This window comes from Sphingomonas trueperi, from assembly GCF_040545965.1.
In the GTDB taxonomy this organism is placed as follows: Bacteria; Pseudomonadota; Alphaproteobacteria; order Sphingomonadales; family Sphingomonadaceae; genus Sphingomonas; species Sphingomonas trueperi_C.
The window spans coordinates 162,240-177,972 of the sequence record NZ_JBEPMV010000001.1 but is presented as its reverse complement, the minus strand read 5'-3'; the positions used below and the strand labels follow the sequence as shown (position 1 = coordinate 177,972).

The 15,733-nt window shown below is 66.2% G+C and carries 17 protein-coding genes and 1 pseudogene; 6 read left to right on the top strand and 12 right to left on the bottom strand.

Translation table 11 applies throughout. From position 1 onward, the window contains the following. Positions 1 to 72: 72 nt before the first annotated feature. Positions 73 to 1,839: a fatty acyl-AMP ligase gene (locus ABIC35_RS00980; protein ID WP_121078356.1), complete on the bottom strand. Its 1,767-nt coding sequence runs from the start codon at positions 1,837 to 1,839 to the stop codon at positions 73 to 75. Between the two features lie 121 nt (positions 1,840 to 1,960). Between ABIC35_RS00980 and ABIC35_RS00975 the strand changes: the two genes are divergently transcribed. The 4 genes and pseudogenes from ABIC35_RS00975 to ABIC35_RS00960 all read left to right on the top strand — a co-directional run. Then, entirely contained in the window at positions 1,961 to 2,503 is a 543-nt protein-coding gene (locus ABIC35_RS00975; protein WP_121078354.1) for a regulatory protein RecX, read from the top strand. Positions 2,504 to 2,568: 65 nt separating this feature from the next. Then, on the top strand, positions 2,569 to 3,153 hold the full coding sequence (locus ABIC35_RS00970; RefSeq protein WP_121078352.1) for a cold-shock protein: 585 nt from the start codon (positions 2,569 to 2,571) through the stop codon (positions 3,151 to 3,153). 51 nt (positions 3,154 to 3,204) lie between these two features. Further along, positions 3,205 to 3,597: an NADH:ubiquinone oxidoreductase subunit NDUFA12 gene (locus ABIC35_RS00965; RefSeq protein WP_121078350.1), complete on the top strand. Its 393-nt coding sequence runs from the start codon at positions 3,205 to 3,207 to the stop codon at positions 3,595 to 3,597. Next, positions 3,594 to 4,019, top strand: a pseudogene (locus ABIC35_RS00960) (DUF2155 domain-containing protein); the annotation flags it as partial. The gene ABIC35_RS00965 and the pseudogene ABIC35_RS00960, both read left to right, overlap by 4 nt. 35 nt (positions 4,020 to 4,054) lie before the next feature. Here the strand turns inward: ABIC35_RS00960 and aat are convergent. From aat to ABIC35_RS00945, 3 genes are all read right to left on the bottom strand, one after another. Further along, positions 4,055 to 4,792 (bottom strand): leucyl/phenylalanyl-tRNA--protein transferase, encoded by a 738-nt coding sequence (gene aat, locus ABIC35_RS00955; protein ID WP_121078348.1) that lies wholly within the window; start codon positions 4,790 to 4,792, stop codon positions 4,055 to 4,057. Further along, positions 4,792 to 5,526: a ParA family protein gene (locus tag ABIC35_RS00950; protein ID WP_121078346.1), complete on the bottom strand. Its 735-nt coding sequence runs from the start codon at positions 5,524 to 5,526 to the stop codon at positions 4,792 to 4,794. The genes aat and ABIC35_RS00950 overlap by 1 nt, the downstream gene beginning before the upstream one ends. An 85-nt stretch (positions 5,527 to 5,611) precedes the next feature. Continuing rightward, a complete protein-coding gene (locus ABIC35_RS00945) occupies positions 5,612 to 6,001 on the bottom strand; it encodes a hypothetical protein (RefSeq protein ID WP_121078344.1) in 390 nt (129 codons plus the stop codon). A 222-nt stretch (positions 6,002 to 6,223) separates the two neighbouring features. Here ABIC35_RS00945 and ABIC35_RS00940 point away from each other — a divergent pair, with 222 nt between their 5' ends. After that, positions 6,224 to 6,745 (top strand): hypothetical protein, encoded by a 522-nt coding sequence (locus tag ABIC35_RS00940; RefSeq protein ID WP_121078341.1) that lies wholly within the window; start codon positions 6,224 to 6,226, stop codon positions 6,743 to 6,745. A gap of 47 nt (positions 6,746 to 6,792) precedes the next feature. On the opposite strand, the gene ABIC35_RS00935 is transcribed toward ABIC35_RS00940, so the two are convergent. Then, complete coding sequence (locus ABIC35_RS00935) at positions 6,793 to 7,191, bottom strand: hypothetical protein (RefSeq protein ID WP_183049433.1); 399 nt, start codon at positions 7,189 to 7,191, stop codon at positions 6,793 to 6,795. A 570-nt stretch (positions 7,192 to 7,761) separates the two neighbouring features. On the opposite strand from ABIC35_RS00935, the gene ABIC35_RS00930 reads away from it, so the two are divergent. Next, the gene (locus ABIC35_RS00930; protein ID WP_121078339.1) at positions 7,762 to 7,986 is read left to right on the top strand and encodes a hypothetical protein; all 225 of its coding nucleotides are present in this window, start codon (positions 7,762 to 7,764) and stop codon (positions 7,984 to 7,986) included. A gap of 599 nt (positions 7,987 to 8,585) precedes the next feature. Here ABIC35_RS00930 and ABIC35_RS00925 read toward each other — a convergent pair. The 7 genes from ABIC35_RS00925 to ABIC35_RS00895 all read right to left on the bottom strand — a co-directional run bounded on the left by ABIC35_RS00925 (position 8,586) and on the right by ABIC35_RS00895 (position 15,725). Continuing rightward, on the bottom strand, positions 8,586 to 8,975 hold the full coding sequence (locus tag ABIC35_RS00925; protein WP_121078338.1) for a winged helix-turn-helix domain-containing protein: 390 nt from the start codon (positions 8,973 to 8,975) through the stop codon (positions 8,586 to 8,588). Positions 8,976 to 9,050: 75 nt separating this feature from the next. Beyond that, positions 9,051 to 9,281 (bottom strand): hypothetical protein, encoded by a 231-nt coding sequence (locus ABIC35_RS00920; RefSeq protein ID WP_121078336.1) that lies wholly within the window; start codon positions 9,279 to 9,281, stop codon positions 9,051 to 9,053. 11 nt (positions 9,282 to 9,292) lie between these two features. Next, positions 9,293 to 10,306, bottom strand: coding sequence for an inorganic phosphate transporter (locus ABIC35_RS00915; protein ID WP_121078334.1), 1,014 nt, complete (start codon positions 10,304 to 10,306; stop codon positions 9,293 to 9,295). A gap of 6 nt (positions 10,307 to 10,312) precedes the next feature. Beyond that, positions 10,313 to 11,413 carry a DUF47 family protein gene (locus ABIC35_RS00910; protein WP_183049432.1) on the bottom strand — a complete coding sequence of 367 codons (1,101 nt, stop codon included), beginning with the start codon at positions 11,411 to 11,413 and terminating at the stop codon, positions 10,313 to 10,315. Positions 11,414 to 11,555: 142 nt separating this feature from the next. Beyond that, positions 11,556 to 12,176 (bottom strand): hypothetical protein, encoded by a 621-nt coding sequence (locus tag ABIC35_RS00905; protein ID WP_147425901.1) that lies wholly within the window; start codon positions 12,174 to 12,176, stop codon positions 11,556 to 11,558. Positions 12,177 to 12,511: 335 nt separating this feature from the next. After that, on the bottom strand, positions 12,512 to 13,087 hold the full coding sequence (locus ABIC35_RS00900; RefSeq protein WP_183049431.1) for a hypothetical protein: 576 nt from the start codon (positions 13,085 to 13,087) through the stop codon (positions 12,512 to 12,514). Between the two features lie 151 nt (positions 13,088 to 13,238). After that, entirely contained in the window at positions 13,239 to 15,725 is a 2,487-nt protein-coding gene (locus ABIC35_RS00895; protein WP_354278165.1) for a TonB-dependent receptor domain-containing protein, read from the bottom strand. Positions 15,726 to 15,733: the final 8 nt, after the last annotated feature.

Below are 15,733 nucleotides of genomic sequence, written 5' to 3'. Positions count from 1 at the left end.
ATTTCCGCGGCACGGTCCCCGGCAGGTGCCGCGGGCCTGCCGGCCGGGCGCAAGGCCCGGCCGAAAAGCGTGTCAGGCGGCGATCGCGTAGGGCTTGATCTCGCCGTTCAGATAGAGGTTGCGCGCCTTGGCGCGGCTCAGCTTGCCCGAGCTGGTGCGCGGCAGCGTGCGCGGGGGCACGAGCTCGACCACGCAGTTCATGCCGGTGACCGAGCGGACGCGCTCGCGGATCTCGTCGCGCAGGCGCAGCCGCTCCTGCTCGTCCGAGGTGCGGCACTGGACCAGCACCGCCGGCGTCTCTTCGCCCCCGGGGGTGGTGATCGCGAAGGCGGCGATGTCGCCCTGCTTGAAGCCGGGCAGCTGCTCCACCGCCCATTCGATGTCCTGCGGCCAGTGGTTCTTGCCGTTGACGATGATCATGTCCTTGGCGCGGCCGACGATGTAGATATAGCCGTCCGACATATAGCCCATGTCGCCGGTATCCAGCCAGCCATCGACCATGCACGCCTCGGTGGCGGCCTCGTCGCGGAAATAGCCGACCATCACCGACGGGCCCTTGCACCAGACCTTGCCGATCGCCTTTTCGGGGAGCGGCGTGCCGTCTTCCTCGCGGACCTCGATCGCCATGTCGCGCACCGGCTTGCCGCAGTTGACCACGGCGCGGTAGCGCTGCGGGCGATCGGCGCGTGCGGTGCCGCCGGAGAGCTGGGTCTCCTCGACCAGCTCGACGACGATGCCTTCGCCCGGCGGCATGATCGACACGGCCAGCGTCGCCTCGGCCAGGCCGTAGCTCGGCATGAAGGCGGTCGCCTTGAAGCCGGCATCGGCGAACGCATCGACGAAGCGCTGCATCACGTCCGGGCGGATCATGTCGGCGCCGTTGCCGGCGATGCGCCAGCGGGCGAGATCGAACCGCTCGCTCGCCTTGGTCTGGCTGGACATGCGGCGCGCGCAGATGTCGTAGCCGAAGGTCGGCGAGTAGGAGATGCTGTTGCCTTGGTTGCGGCTGATCAGGTCCAGCCACGCCAGCGGGCGCCGGGCGAAATCCTCGGTCTTCATGTAGTCGGTCGAGACCTGGTTGGCGACCGGCGACAGGAAGCAGCCGACCAGGCCCATGTCATGGTACCAGGGCAGCCAGGAGATGCAGCGATCGGCGTCGACCAGCTCCATCCCGTGGCTGTGCGCCGCGAGATTGTTGAGCAGCGCATGGTGCGTGATCGCAACGCCGTGCGGGAAGCGGGTCGAGCCGCTCGAATATTGCAGGTACGCGATGTCGTCCGGCTTGGCCTGGGGCAGCGGCGCCTCGGGGGCCGGGTTGGCCGAGAAGGCATCCCAGTCGCTGGCGGCGACGTCGGTCAGCCGCGCGGCCTCAGCGCACATCGCGCCGATTTCGGGCGGGTAGATCAGCAGCGTCGGGTCGCAGCTCTCGAGCTGGACGCGCAGCTGGTCGATATAGGATTGCGCGCCGCCGAAGCTGGTCGGCAGCGGCAGCGGCACCGGCCAGGCGCCGGCATAGATCACGCCGAAGAACAGCGCGGCGAATTCCGGCCCGGTCTCCGCGATCAGCGCGATGCGGTCCTCCGGCTGGATACCGGCGGCGATCAGGCGGCGCGCCTGTTCGAGCGCGTCGGCACGCAGTTCGGCGAAGCGATAGGGCCGCACCAGCTTGCCCCGCGCATCGTGGAAGTTGAAGCCGCGCACACCTTGGGCCGCGTAATCGAGGGCGGCACCCAGCGTTTCGAAGTCAGCGAAACGGCGCGGGAGCGTGTCTTCCGTGGGCGTGGGCGCCAGCGCTGCCAGTTCCACCGTTTCGAGCGATCCCGTTTCGTCCAATACCATTCTTTTTCTCATGCCCCTGTGAGGTAGCAGGTCGTTGTGCCCCCACAACGCAGTTTTCCGTATGCGCTCTGCTACGCAGTATCGTTCAAAATCGGTTGGCAGTGTGGCACAATCAAGGCGCATGCCCCAACCGTCCCGTTCCAAGCCACCCCTCGTCGCCGCCGATCTCGACCGCCTGGCCCTGCGCTATGTCGAGCGTTTCGCCACCACGCGCGCGCGCCTGGCCGCCTATCTGACGCGTAAGCTGCGCGAGCGCGGATGGGAAGGGGAGGGCCCGCCCGATCCGATGGCGGTGGCCGAGCGGATGGCCGCGCGCGGCTATGTCGACGATCGCAGCTTTGCGGAGGCACGGGTGCGATCGCTGGGCCGGCGCGGACTGGGCGTGCGCCGGGTGGAGATGGCCTTGCGCCACGACGGCATCGACGCCGAGGATAGCGCCGATCTGGCCGAAGCGATCGAGGCGGACGCGTACCGCAGCGCGATCATTTTCGCGCGTCGCCGCCGATTCGGACCTTTCGCTGCTACCCCTGCGGATCGCGATCTTCACAAAAAGCAAGTCGCCGCATTTTTACGGGCGGGCCATCCGCCTGAGATTGTGCATAGAATATTGCGGATGCAGCCAGGCGAGGCGCCGGAAGACCCGTTCGAAGCGGGACATTCCTGATCGCACAAAGCGATTCCCCTCCTCGCTAATGCTGTGTTAATGTTACGGGCGTGGGGGTAACGATAATGCGTGCTGAACAACAGCTGGCGTCTGAACACTATCCGGAGACATCCGAAGGGGAGCTTCGGTTCGGGGGCGATTCCGAGGTGGACGAGCGGGTCTATCGCGGCGTCATCAAATGGTTTGATGTGACGCGCGGCTTCGGTTTTCTGGTGGCAGACGATCCCAGCGTCGGCGACATCTTGATCCATTTTTCGGTCCTTCAGGACCATGGCCGGCGCAGTGTGCCGGAAGGCGCGCGGATCGAGTGCGTGGCGGTGCAGCGGCAGCGGGGGCTGCAGGCCAAATCGGTCCTATCGATCGACCTGAGCACCGCGATCGAGCCGGTCAAGCGCCCCACCGAGCGGGTGGAGCGGCTGAAGCTGATCGGCGATGCGGGTCCGTTCGAGCCGGTATCGGTGAAGTGGTTCAACCGGCTGAAGGGCTATGGCTTCCTCGTCCGCACGAGCGATACCGCTGACATCTTCGTCCATATGGAAACGCTGCGCCGTGCCGGGGTCGAGGAAGTCGAACCCGGCCAGCCGCTGCGCGCCCGCATCGTCGAGGGCGAGAAGGGGCCGCTGGCCGTCGCGGTCGAAAGACCGCTCTGATCAGCTGAGGGGAGTTGCCGAGCGCTGCGCTTGGCGGTATCGGGCAGAGCCATGGGACTTCCTTTTCCGATCTTCACCTGGTGGAACGGCGCCACGTTCGGCACTCGCATGGGACTGCGCGGCAAGAAGCGCGTCGGCGAGGATTCGCTCGGTAACCTCTATTTCGAGGGCGGGCTGGATCCCAACGGCATCACGCGCCGCTGGGTGATCTACAAGGGATCCAACGACGCCAGCCGCATTCCGCCGGAATGGTTCAGCTGGCTGTCGCACCAGATCGACGGGACGCCCGACGAATCGCTGCCGCCCGTCCGTGCGTGGGAAAAGCCCGCCGAGCCGAATCTCACCGGCACCGAACTCGCCTATCGTCCGCCGGGCGCGCTCGAAAAGGGTGCGCATCGCGCCAAGGCCACCGGCGATTACGAGGCCTGGACCCCCGACGCATGAAGGCTGCGGCGGCGCTGCTCGCGCTCGCGCTGGCCGGATGTTCGGGTAGCGGAAGCGGCAACGGCGCTGCCGGCGGCGACAATGCCGGCGACGAGCTGGTGATCACCGGCGGCGGCGACGCGCAGGGCGTCGATACCATATCCACCGGGCCCGACAATGCCGTCGTCGAGGCCGCGGCAACGCCGATGCGCGAGCGCGTCGCGGTGCTGGGCGTGCTCAACAAGCGCAACGGCGTCGAGCGCGAGATCACGCTGAAGCCCGGCCAGGCCGCGCGCATCGACGGGCAGGTGACCGTTCGCCTGCGCGCCTGCGAGCGCACCGCCCCCTGGGAGCAGGACCGGCTGACCGGCGCCTTCGTGCAGATGGACGTGCACCGCGAGGACCAGCGCTGGCACCGCGTCTTCTCCGGCTGGCTCTACAAGGAACAGCCGGCGCTCAACGTGGTCCAGAACGCGATCTACGACGTCTGGCCCAAGAGCTGCGCGATGACCTTCCGCGACAGCGGGCCGGACACGGTGCCGGCCTCGTCGCCCGGCGCGTCGAGCGCGAAGAGGTCGCCGGCGGCCGAGGGTGGCAACGACACCGCGCCGGTCGAATCGCCGAGCGCGGCGCCCAGCAACGCCACATAATCGTCACGGGGGATCTCGATCGCGCCGAGTGAGGCGAGGTGATCGGTGATGAACTGGCAGTCGAGCAGGCGGAACCCGCCGGCCTGTAGCCGTGCGACGAGATGGGTCAGTGCCACCTTGGAGGCATCGCGCACCCGGGTGACCATCGACTCCCCGAAGAAGGCGCGGCCCAGCGCCAGGCCGTAGAGCCCGCCGGCGAGCCTATCGCCCTCCCAGCACTCGATCGAATGGGCATAGCCGAGCCGGTGAAGCTCGATGAAAGCGCGCTCGATCGCGCCGTTGATCCAGGTCTCGGGCCGATCCTGCGCGCTTTCGGCGCAGAGGCGGATCATGCCGGCGAAATCGCGGTCGACCGTCACCGTGAAGCGATCCGACAGCACCACCTTGCGCAGCGAGCGCGAGAGGTGGAAGCCGTCGAGCGGCAGCACGCCGCGCAGCTTGGGCTCCACCCAATAGACCGATCCGGCATCGCGAGCATCGGCCATCGGAAAAACGCCCATGGCATAGGCGCGCAGCACCAGCGTGGGGTCGAGGTCCTTGGGCGGCGTGCGGCGGTGCGACACCATCAGTGAACGCGCTCCGCCAGGGCACGTTCGATCGCCTGCCAGACGTCGGTGAACGCACGCGCGGCGGCGCTGCGCGGTGCGAAGGCGCCGACGGGCGCCCGCTGCACCGCGACCGACTCGATCACGCTTGCCATCGGGATCACCGGCCAGTCGGGCTGGCGCTCCAGCGCCTCGGCATGGAGCTTGCGGCGGCGATCGACCATCGCATGCACCGGCATCAGCGGCACCTTGGCGCCGCGCTGGGCGAGGTGCGCCGCAACCTCCTCGAAGGCGCGCTGCGAGAGCGGGGACGGGACCACCGGCACCACGATCAGATCGGCGGCGCGCATCACCTGCTCGCTGGTTTCGGTGAGGCCGGGCGGGCAATCGAGCAGGATACGATCGAAATCCTGGGTCAGCTCGTCGAGCAGCTTGCGCAGCCGCTTCTTCTTGTCGAGCGCGTGGAACAGATGGTCGAGCTGGCGCAGCGAGGTATCGGCGGGCAGCAGCGCCAGCCGGTCGATCGCGGTTGCGCGGAGCAGCTTGGCGGCGGCGACGTCCTTGGAGAAGATCGCCTGTGCCTGATGCCGCCCGGCCGCGTCGCCGCCGAGCAGGAAGGTCGCGGCGGCCTGCGGATCGAGGTCCCAGAGCAGCGTGCGGCGGGATGAGCGCACGGCGGACGCCCAGGCCAGGTTTACCGTCAGCGTCGTCTTCCCGACGCCGCCCTTCAGGCTGTACACCGCGATCGTCGCCACCCCAATCACCTCCGCCCTCTAGCTGGCATGAAAAAAGCCCGGCGGAAATAGCCGCCGGGCTTTGTTTTGGGGAGGAGGTGCAGGCTTACGCCTTGCAGCTGTGGGTCGAGCCGTCGGCGAGGGTGATCTTGGCCGCCTTGGCGTTGCCGTCGATCTTGTAGCCGCCGTCCGCGGTGAAGGGCTTGCCGGCTTCCGGCGCGTGCAGCAGGACCGACTTCATCGAATCCTTCTTCTCGCGCAGCGAGGCCATCTTGCCTTCCTTGAAGAAGTCCACGAACAGCAGGGTGTTGCCCGGCTGGCAGCGGAAGCTCACCGAGCTTTCGATCGTCGGCGGCGTTTCGACCGGCGCGGCGTTCGCAAGCTGCGAAGCCATGGGGTCCGGCGCGCGGCTGTCGACCACTTCGGGCTTGTTGTTGCAAGCGGCGAGCGAAAGCAGTGCCGCGGCGGAGAGTGCGATCGGGGAGGGGTTTTTCATAGCGTAGGGTGCTTTTCCTTAGGTGGTAATCATCGTCAAGCAAAAACCGGTAACAGAGTCACACGAAATGGTGCGCCGCAACGAAACAGACGCATTGTTGCGCGTGATCGGACATGCTGGACAGTCGTGGAGGTTGCAGAGGGTAACGGAAAGGGGACGTTTACCGTGCTTGACCCGCCGTGCGCGGCTGCGCAGGGAGAAGGACCGAGGGAGAGGATGCACATGAAGCCGAGGATCTGCTGGACGCGGGGCTGGACCCTGATGCCGCTGGCGCTGCTCGCAGCCTGTGGCGGTACCCCGACCGAGAATGCCGCCGAGGACCCCGCCAATGCCGCGGTGCAGCCCGGCCCGATGCTGGGCGGCGTCGACCTGTCGACTCCGCTGCAGATCCGTCCGCTGGAGGGCCGCGACTGGGCGCTCGACCTCGCCCCCGGCCGCATCCAGTTCCAGCAGGAGGGTGCCAAGCAGATGCCCTTCTACCCGGTCTCGCCGCGACTGGCGCAGGGGGTGGCGACCTATCCCACCCAGACGCCCGACGGTGTGCCGGTGACGATCACCCTCCGCCCCTCGGCTTGTGCCGAGGGTGCGGCGCTGGCGGCTGAGGTGCGGATCGGCACCCAGGTGCTGAACGGCTGCGCGCACAAGATGCACATCGATGACGTCCGCCGCGAGATGTACAACGAAGCGCTGGCGGTGCCGTATGAGGCTGGGAACAACAGCAGCGCGGAGTTGGGCGATGAGTGAAACTAAAAGGCGAGGTCCGATTGGCGGCTCCCGCCCAGGAGCGGACGCTAAGAGCCTTGTGCAACAATCGAGAACGACGGTGAGCCACCACTTAATACATCCATGCAGCCCCACCCGGTCACGAATTGGTAGTGAGTTGCAGGTCCGAAAATGTCCTTCCACGTTTCCGACTGAAATCGGCTAAAGCGAGCGCCCTCCAGGCGGTAAGCGAAGTGGTTAGGGATCAAGCCGTCAATCGGTGTGTCTTCTTCCTCAGTGCTAATCGCCATTTCGTCTGATAGTCGAACGATGCACGGACGATCGAAGCTTACACGCAGTACATGCGCTGGATCATTTGGCAGCTTGAAGTCCGCCGCAATCCCGTCTGTCTTCCAGACGAACGCAAGCAGGTCGCTGGCTACCGCTCGTAGAGGAATGCCCGTCTCGATAGGGATGTAGGTTGGCATAAGCCATTCTGACTCGCGAGACCGATGTCCACAATCCACCACACTCAGCCATTCCGACGCCGATCGCGCCGAATGACCGAAAGCGCCCCATTTCCAGCCGTTCGCGTTTGGGCTATCCAACCGTATGCCCGTAGCGTCACCGCCTGCCCCGCCAAGAACACCTGCTCCCCTCCGGGAAGGCGAGCGCGAGTTCATCAAGGAAACGGTAGAGCGGTTCTATGGACGCGATGCCGTTGTTCGCAACTTCGGTCCTGACCCAGACCGTCTGGAGCTTCACGTCGAAACTGACGCCGGCTTGGACATGAGGAAGTATGACTGCCTAGGAGTGCTGCTGACCCGCATCGACCGAGGGCAGATTGGCCTTGAAATTACGAAACGCGGTGCGAAGGCGCATGGAAGTGCAAAGCTGGCATATCGCCAAGGCGTGATCCTCTAACGGCAGCTTCCCACCATTTTCAGCCGCTCAGCGCCGCGCCCGCGCTAGGAGCTGCCGGTCCGCTTTGGAGGAAAAAGCAGCCGGTCCGCTCCCGCCCCAGTTGCGGACGGTCAGTCGAATGGTGATGATGCAGCATGAACGTTTCCGTCATCGTTGGATTGGTGTTGACCTCTTTCTCTTCGATCGTGCTGCTGGCGGGCGTTTTCTCCGGCAATATGTTCTGGGTTAGCGGCACCTTCGAGCCAGAGTACGACACGAGCCGCGCCACGGCGCCGGGCTGCTTCTGGGTGGTCACTTGGTTCTGGATTCTGTTGGCGGCGCTTGGAGCGGCGATTGCGGTAATGAGCTGGGGGAAATGACTCCCTTCCACCATTTTCCGCCAGGGCGGCTCCCACCCCAGTAGTGGACATTCGGCGCAGGCTCGGATCGAAGCTGCCACTTTTAGCTGATCGCGAAAGCTGCCGTTACTGTCGTAGCTCACTTTCGTGCATTTGCTTGGGCGGGAGATTGCTTCTATCGTTTACCCTGAGCTGCCAGAGGGGGGCGAACGGTGATATATCAATTAATCTTTCTAGCGTTTGGCGCTGCTGTCATTGCAACGGAAATCTTCGCTCTGATTCGCATCTCAAAATCCCAGCGACTTAAGTTCAAGCCTCTTTGGATGGTTGGGTCACTATTCGGGTTTTTTGGGCTAGGAATAAACTGGACGCATGCGAACGATATCTACGTTGAGTTCGGCGTTCAAATTCCCGTGTTCAGTGTAATGTATTTCACCGCGACACATGAAGTCGCGGCCAAGTTAATGTTCCCCTTCATAGCAGCGGTCGCGCTGGCTGAGGATAGGCGCGGATCCAAACCAGTAGGACTTGAAGGTCCGACCTCAGAAAATATCTGACCGTCCGCTTGCCACCCATTTTCAGACATTCACGCGCGCTGCCAAAGGCGCCCATTGATGCGTTCAGGATGTAGCGTCTCGGTTGTCCGCTGCGCGGGGCGACGTTCGCAGATGCGCGCGGAGACGGGCATAAGCGGGGCGCTCGGCGATCGCCGCTGCCTCGCGTTCCATCTCGCGAAAGGCTTCCAGTATCGCCAGCCCCCTTTCGGTCACGTGGGCGCCGCGCTCCAGCCCGCCGCCGCGCAGCGTCTCGACCAGCGGCGGATCGAAGCAGCGGTTCATCTCGTCGACCAGTAGCCAGGCGCGGCGATAGCTCATCCCCATGCCGCGCGCGGCGGCCGATATGGAGCCATGCGCGGCAATCGCGTCGAGCAGATCGGCCTTGCCGGGGCCGAGCGCGCGCGCGTCGCCGCAGGCGATCTGCAGTTTCAGCCAGAGCGGCCCGATCTTCATGTCAGTCGGCGATCGAGGCGGGAAGCGTCGCGACGACGCGGAGGATAGGGTTGCGGGCGCCATCCTGCGCCCGCGCTAGCGCACCTCGCGCAACGCGATCGCCACCACCAGTCCGCCTGCCGTGACGCTCAGCACGCAGAGCAGGGCCGCGCTCCAGCGGAAGCTGCCGCCCAGCAGCAGGAAGAGCAGCGGCAGCGTGCCGAGCAGCGCCAGCAATGCGCCGAACGCCGCTTCCCAGCGCCGCAACAGCAGCAACCAGCTCAGGGCCGCGAGAAGGAGGAGGGCGAGGGCGAAGACCAGCTCCAACCCTCAGCGCCTCAGAACAGCCGGGTCAGCGCGTAGAACAGCGCGCCCACCGCCGCCGAGGCGGGGATGGTGATCACCCAGGCGACCACGACATTGCTCGCCACCCCCCAGCGCACCGCCGAGGCCCGCCTGGCCGTGCCTGCGCCGATGATCGCGCCAGTGATGGTGTGGGTGGTCGATACCGGGATGCCCAGCCACGACGCGCCGAACAGGATGATCGATCCGCCCATCGAGGCGCTGAATCCCTGGTGCTGCGACAGCTTGGTGATCCGCGAGCCCATCGTCTCGATGATTTTCCAGCCGCCGCTCAGCGTGCCCAGCGCGATCGCGACATAGCAGCTGATCGCCACCCAGTGCGGCACCTCGAAATTGCCGTGGAGATAGCCGGTCGAATAAAGCAGCACGGTGATGATGCCCATCGTCTTCTGCGCGTCGTTGAGGCCGTGGCTCAGCGAATATGCGCCCGAGGAAATCAGGTGCAGCACGCGGAAGCTGCGCTCGGCCTTGTTCGACGAGGCCCGGCGGAACAGCCAGCTGGTCAGCAGCATGATCGCCATCGCCAGGATCATGCCCAGCGTGGGCGAGAGCACGATGGCGAGCAGGGTCTTGTTGAGCCCGGTCCACTGGATGCCCTCGAACCCGGCATGCGCCACGCCCGCGCCCACCATGCCCCCGACCAGCGCATGGCTCGACGAGGAGGGAATGCCCTTCATCCAGGTAACGACGTTCCAGAACATCGCGCCGACGAGCGCGCCGAACACCACGGCGGGCGTCACCAGATTCTGGTCGATCAGCCCCTTGCCGATCGTCTCCGCCACCTTGTGCATGCTGGGGAAGGCGATGGTGACGAAATAGGCGGCGAAGTTGAAGAAGGCCGCGAAGGCGACCGCATGGACCGGCTTGAGCAGCCGCGTGGCGACCACCGTCGCGATCGCATTGGCCGCATCGTGCAGGCCGTTGAGGAAATCGAACGCCAGCGCGACGATGATCAGCCCGATGAGTAGCGGCAGGGCAAGTTCGTGCATGATGGATCAGGCGTGATCGATGACGAGGCCGTCGATCTCGTTCGCGACATCCTCGAACGCGTCGACGATCCGCTCGAGATGCTTGTACAGCTCGCGCATCACCGCGAACTTCAGCGGATCCTGCGGGCCCAGCTCCTTGTAGGCGCGCTTGAGGCCGGCGGCGTGGATGTCGTCGGCATGGCTTTCCATGCGGACCAGCCGCTCGGTCAGCTCGTGCAGCCGGGCGCCGTTCTTCGCCACGTCGCGCAGCAGCGGCATCGCCTCCGCGGTCAGCCGTGCGGCGTCGACGACGATGCCTGCCATGTCCTTCATCTCGGGCTCGAAATGGCGGATCTCGTAGAGGTCGATCGCGCGCACCGTCGCCTGCATCTCGTCGATCGCATCGTCCATCGATCCGATCAGCGCGGTGATCGCGCCGCGATCGAACGGCGTGAGGAAGGTGACGCGCACCGTCTGGAGCACCTGGCGGGTGATCTCGTCGGCGTCATGCTCGCGCTCGATCACTTCGCGGATGTGGTCGGGCCCGCCGTCCTGCAGCAGCCGCGCGAGCGCATCGGCGCCGGCGACCACCGTGGCGGCATGCGCCTCGAACATCTCGAAGAAATTGCCCGTTTTGGGCAACAGGCGTTGGAACCACGCAAACATGCGATTGACCTTTGACTTGTGGACGACGGTGCCGAGCACCCCCATGCGCCGGGTGGCGGCGCGAAATTCCTCGGGCCCGAACGAGCGGATCAGCTCGCGCAGATCGGGCTCGTCGACGGCCTTGGCGGCATCCGCCAGATCGAACCAGCGGCGCTGGCGCTGGTCCTGTTCCTTCCAGCTATCGAGCTCGCGCGTGACCGAGAAGGGAAACACCTCGACATCGGCCATCACCGAGGCGCCGTTGCCGCGCGTCTTGCGGTAGCGATAGGCGCCGAGCGGGGTGGGGCAGATCACGCCCTGCACGCCCGCTTCCTCCTCCGCCTCGAGCACCGCGGCGGCATGCGCGCTGAGCCCCGCGCCGGGATTGCCCTTGGGAATCACCCAGCGCCCGGTCCCCCGCGAAGTGACCAGCAGCACCTGTGTGGACGCATCGGCCCCGGTGCCGAGGGTACGATAGGGCAAGGCGGCGATCTGGCGAATGGCGGGCGGCTCCGTGGGTGAAGGACGCGCGCGGTGTTACAAGCTTGGCCGGGGATGGCAAGCGGGGAGGGGATGGGGGAGCGTTTAGAGGTGTGCGCGAGGCCTGCTTCCGCCCCTCCGCGTGTCAGCCAATTCGTTCGGCGAGCGCCATCCGCTTGTCGAACCATTCGAACGCCATGCGGCGCCCCATCGGCAGTATCAGCCCGAACCATTTGCCGCTGGAATCGCTCGGCACCCCCCAATGGCCTTCGTCGCAGCCGAGATGGCGGGCCTTGCCCGCGTCGCCGGGGACACCCCATGCCTTCAACGCCGCCGCCAGCGTCGGCCGCGCGCCGTCGGGCCGGGGCGTGGCAGCGGGGCTCAGATAGGGGCCGGTGCAGACGTCGCTATGATCGAACTGGCCGTTGTCGGGCCCGTCCCAGCGGATCGCGCCCGAGGCGTCGCTGTTCCCCAGGACGGTGAAGCTCGATCCGACCATGCCCATGTCGTCCTCGATCTGGTCCTTGTTGCCGGGATTGTACACCTTGATCACCCGCCACTTGCCGACGATCTGGCACTGGCTTTCCGGCGCGCCGGCATCGCAATCGGCGACACCCGCTATCGATGATGCGGCCGGGGCTGGCGTTGCCCGCGTTGAAGCGGCCCCGTCGGGCAGGCCGGCGACAGGCGGCCGGCGCGCCGAGCCCTCGCCGCTCGCGGCCCAGCATGCGCCGAACAACAGCAGGGGAGGAAATGCTCGGAGCATGGGGCACCCTCATCGACTGACGTTTACCGGACATAGGTGAAGATGGAACGGCGACCAAGGCCGTTCGCCTGTGCCAGGCGCGGGCAGCCGGCCACGGCCAGTGCGCTGAGCAAGGCGGGGCAACCCTGATGGTGTTCGGAACAATGGGATAGTGGGTGGAACCTCGATCTTGGGGGCGACTTCGACGGGGAGCACGAACGCCTCGGGTACCGGCACGGCGGCGGTCGCTGGGCGCGATCGCCGTGCCTTTCCGCTCGCCGCGCATGGCGTCGGCGCGGCTGCGTCAAGCAATCGGGCGGACTTGTTCCGCGCTTCGGTCGTCGTGGACCCGGCGTTCACATGATGACGCACTGCGGGTGTTTGATCGGCTCGAACGTGATGAGGTACACCGTATACGCCTCCCTCCGGCCGCCGATGTCGGCGATCTGCGCTTGCCCGTCCTCGAACAGAATCGCGTTCAGATCGGTGATGCCCCAATTGTAGGGGCCGCCGACGATGGCGTTGTTCGTGCCGGCAATGGTGCCCGCCCCCATCGATATGGCGACGTGGGAGAGCTTGGGGAGCGTGCCCGGCGCGCGTGGACGCACGAATGCGATGATCTTCCCGGCGGAGATAGCCAAGAAATCGGCCCTGCTGGCGATCCGCAATTGGTTGGAGCCGAGGACGGCGAGACTGCCGCCCGAAGAGGCCTCGACCATTTTTTGTTCTTGCTCCCGGGTGATCGCACCGGCCCGCCGCATCGCCGCATAGGCAGCGGTCCAGCAGGAGCCGTTCAGCTCCTTGTCGGCCGGCGGGGCTTGCACCAGCTTGCGCGCATAGCTCGCTATCCGTTGGTGCTCGTCGCGAACTTGAAAAACATGGCAACGTCCAATGCAGGTGCGGCCGCGGGATGCGGCGCCGGCCGCGCACACTGGGCCGGCTGCGTTGCAAAGCGACTTCGCGCGCGTTGCAGCTGTAGCAAGCGAGGCGAGGCGGGGGTGTGCGCCACGAAAAAGGGCCGGGATCGCTCCCGGCCCTTGTGATCGGGCGTGCACCCGATCCGCTTGTCTGGCGTTGCGCCGCTCAGAAGTTGAGGCGGGCGCTGGCGAACACCGTCCGCCCGGCCAGGGTGCGGCCCTGGACAATGCCGCCGGCCGGGATGGTGCTGTCCAGCACGCCGGTGATCGCGGTGGTGTTGAACAGGTTGTTGGCGTTGACCGAGAGCAGCAGCCGGTCGGTCGGGCGGACCTGCACGAAGGCGTTGGTCGTCGTGAACGCCGGGATGCGCAGGCTGTTCTCGTCGGTTGCGTAGCTGCCGGTGGTGCCGATGAACACCGCGCCCAGCGTGAAGCGGTTGACGTTGATCTGCGGGGTGACCTCGTAGATCAGCCGTGCCTGGTTGTGCGGGGTGTTGCCGACCAGCTTCGGGGTCACGCCGTCCCGGGCGATCTTGGCGCTGGTGTAGGTGGCGCCTGCCGTGATCCCGAAGATGCCGCGATTGTAGCCGCCCTCGAACTCGACGCCCTTGGCGCGGTACAGCCGGTCGATCGGCTGGCCGTTGCGCGGATCGAGGTTGGTGTCCTGCGATTCCGCATAGAAGGCGGTGAGGTTCAGCATGGTCGAGGCGGTGCGGTACTTGAACCCGCCCTCGGCCTGGGTGACGTGGTCGACCGCGGCGTTGGGCAGGCGCAGGCCGCCGGTGGCGAAGTCGATATAGCGCGACGAGACGATGCGATCGGCATTGGCACGGCCGCCGCGGCTGAACCGGCCGAACAGCGAGAAGGTCGGCGCGACGCGGTAGTTGGCGCTGAGCGAGTAGGACAGCGTATTGTACTTGTAGTCGATCAGCCCCGGCGTGGTGAGGTTGAGGCGCGAGGTGCGCTTCTCGGCATCGGACAGTGTGCCGTCGCCGTTGATGTCGTAGGACGAGAAGCCATGGGCTTCGGCGAAGGTGCCCTGGGCGCGGCCCATGTCGTAGCGCAGGCTGCCGCCGATTGCGAGCTTGCCGATCCGGTAGTTGACTGAGCCATAGGGCGCGTTGACATCGTACTTGGCGTTGGTCGTCTGCCGGCAGCAGCCGCCGAGCAGCGCTGCGCCATAACCGTAGAAGCCGTTCTGGGTGATCTGCAGGCCATTGGCTGCCCGCACGTCGATCAGCGCGGCGTTGCCGCCGCCGACCACGTCCTCGATCACCGAGCTCCAAAGGAAGGTCATGTCGATATTCTGGCGCGACTTGTAGAAGCCGCCGGTGGCAGTGAGTTCGCCTTCGCCGAGCTTCCACGAGCGCGTCGCGCGGATGTCGTTGGTCACGTCATCCAGGCTGTTGAACTTGTTGCTGGCATAGGTGGCGGCGGCGAGCAGGCCGTTGCCGTTGAGCGTCGCCGGGTTGGCGATCGCCTTGCCGGCATTGGGGCCGGTGGCATAGGTGAGCGTGCCGCCGAAGCCGCCGACGCGGCCCATCACCGCCGGGGCCGGCGCGTACTGGATGAATTCGGGGCTGACGATGCTGCCGCTGATCCCCGAATAGCGGAAGCGATCGGTGATCGACCAGCCGCCCAGGGTGAACTGCGCCTCGACGCCGGCCGACTTGACGATCGGATGCTGGCCGTCGCGCACATTCTGGGTGCTCAGCGCGTTCTTCTCGTCGAGGCCGACGATGGTGTTGAAGTTGCGGCTGAGCAGCGTGTCGCGCTTCATGTCGAAGCCGGGGATGCTGGCGTAGGACGGGTTCGCGTCGGTGCCGGTGACCTGCATCGGCACGAAGCCGTAGGTCGGCGTGCGGTCGTTCAGATACTTGCCGTAGAAGCGGACATAGCCGCCGGTGAAGGTCTTGGTGACGTTGACCTTGATCTGGCCGCCGTCCTGGCCGTCATAGCCGATGCTGCGCGGGCCCTGGCCGCGGCGGTAAAAGCCGCCGACGTTGAAGCGCAGCGTGTCCGAGATGGGCGCGCCATAATCGAAGTCGAGCCGGTAGGAGCGGTTGTCGAGGCCCAGCGTGGTCTGCACGGTGCCGCCGGCGTTGAGGCCGGTCTTCGACAGGAAGTTGATCACGCCGCCCGGCGAGTTGGACGCGAAGGTGGAGGCGGAGCCGCCGCGGATCGCCTGAACTTCGCCCACTGCCGCATCGAAACGAATGAACGTATCGGCGCTGGCGAAGGCGATGTCGCCGAATTCGAGCACGGGCAGGCCGTCTTCCTGCAGCTGGACGAACTTGCTGCCGGTCGAGGCGATAGGCAGGCCGCGGATCGAGATGTTGCCATAGCCCTCGCCCTGCGAGGCATCCGAGCGCACGCCAGGCAGGTCGCGCAGCAGGTCGGAGACCGAGAGCGGGGAGAGCTTGAGCACATCGTCTTCGTCGAGCGAGCTGGTCGAGATCGCGCTGTCGAGCAGGTCGCGGGCCTTGGCGACGCCGGTCGAGAAGCTTTCCTTCTTGGGCGCGGCGGCGGGCGCCTGCTGTTCGGCGGGCTTGGCGGCCGGGGCCTTGTCAGCGTTGGCAGGCGCGGTGCCGGCGAAGGCGGGCGTGGCGAGCACGGCGAGCGATCCGCCGAGCATCAGATGGAGCATTTTCATGGGAGGTG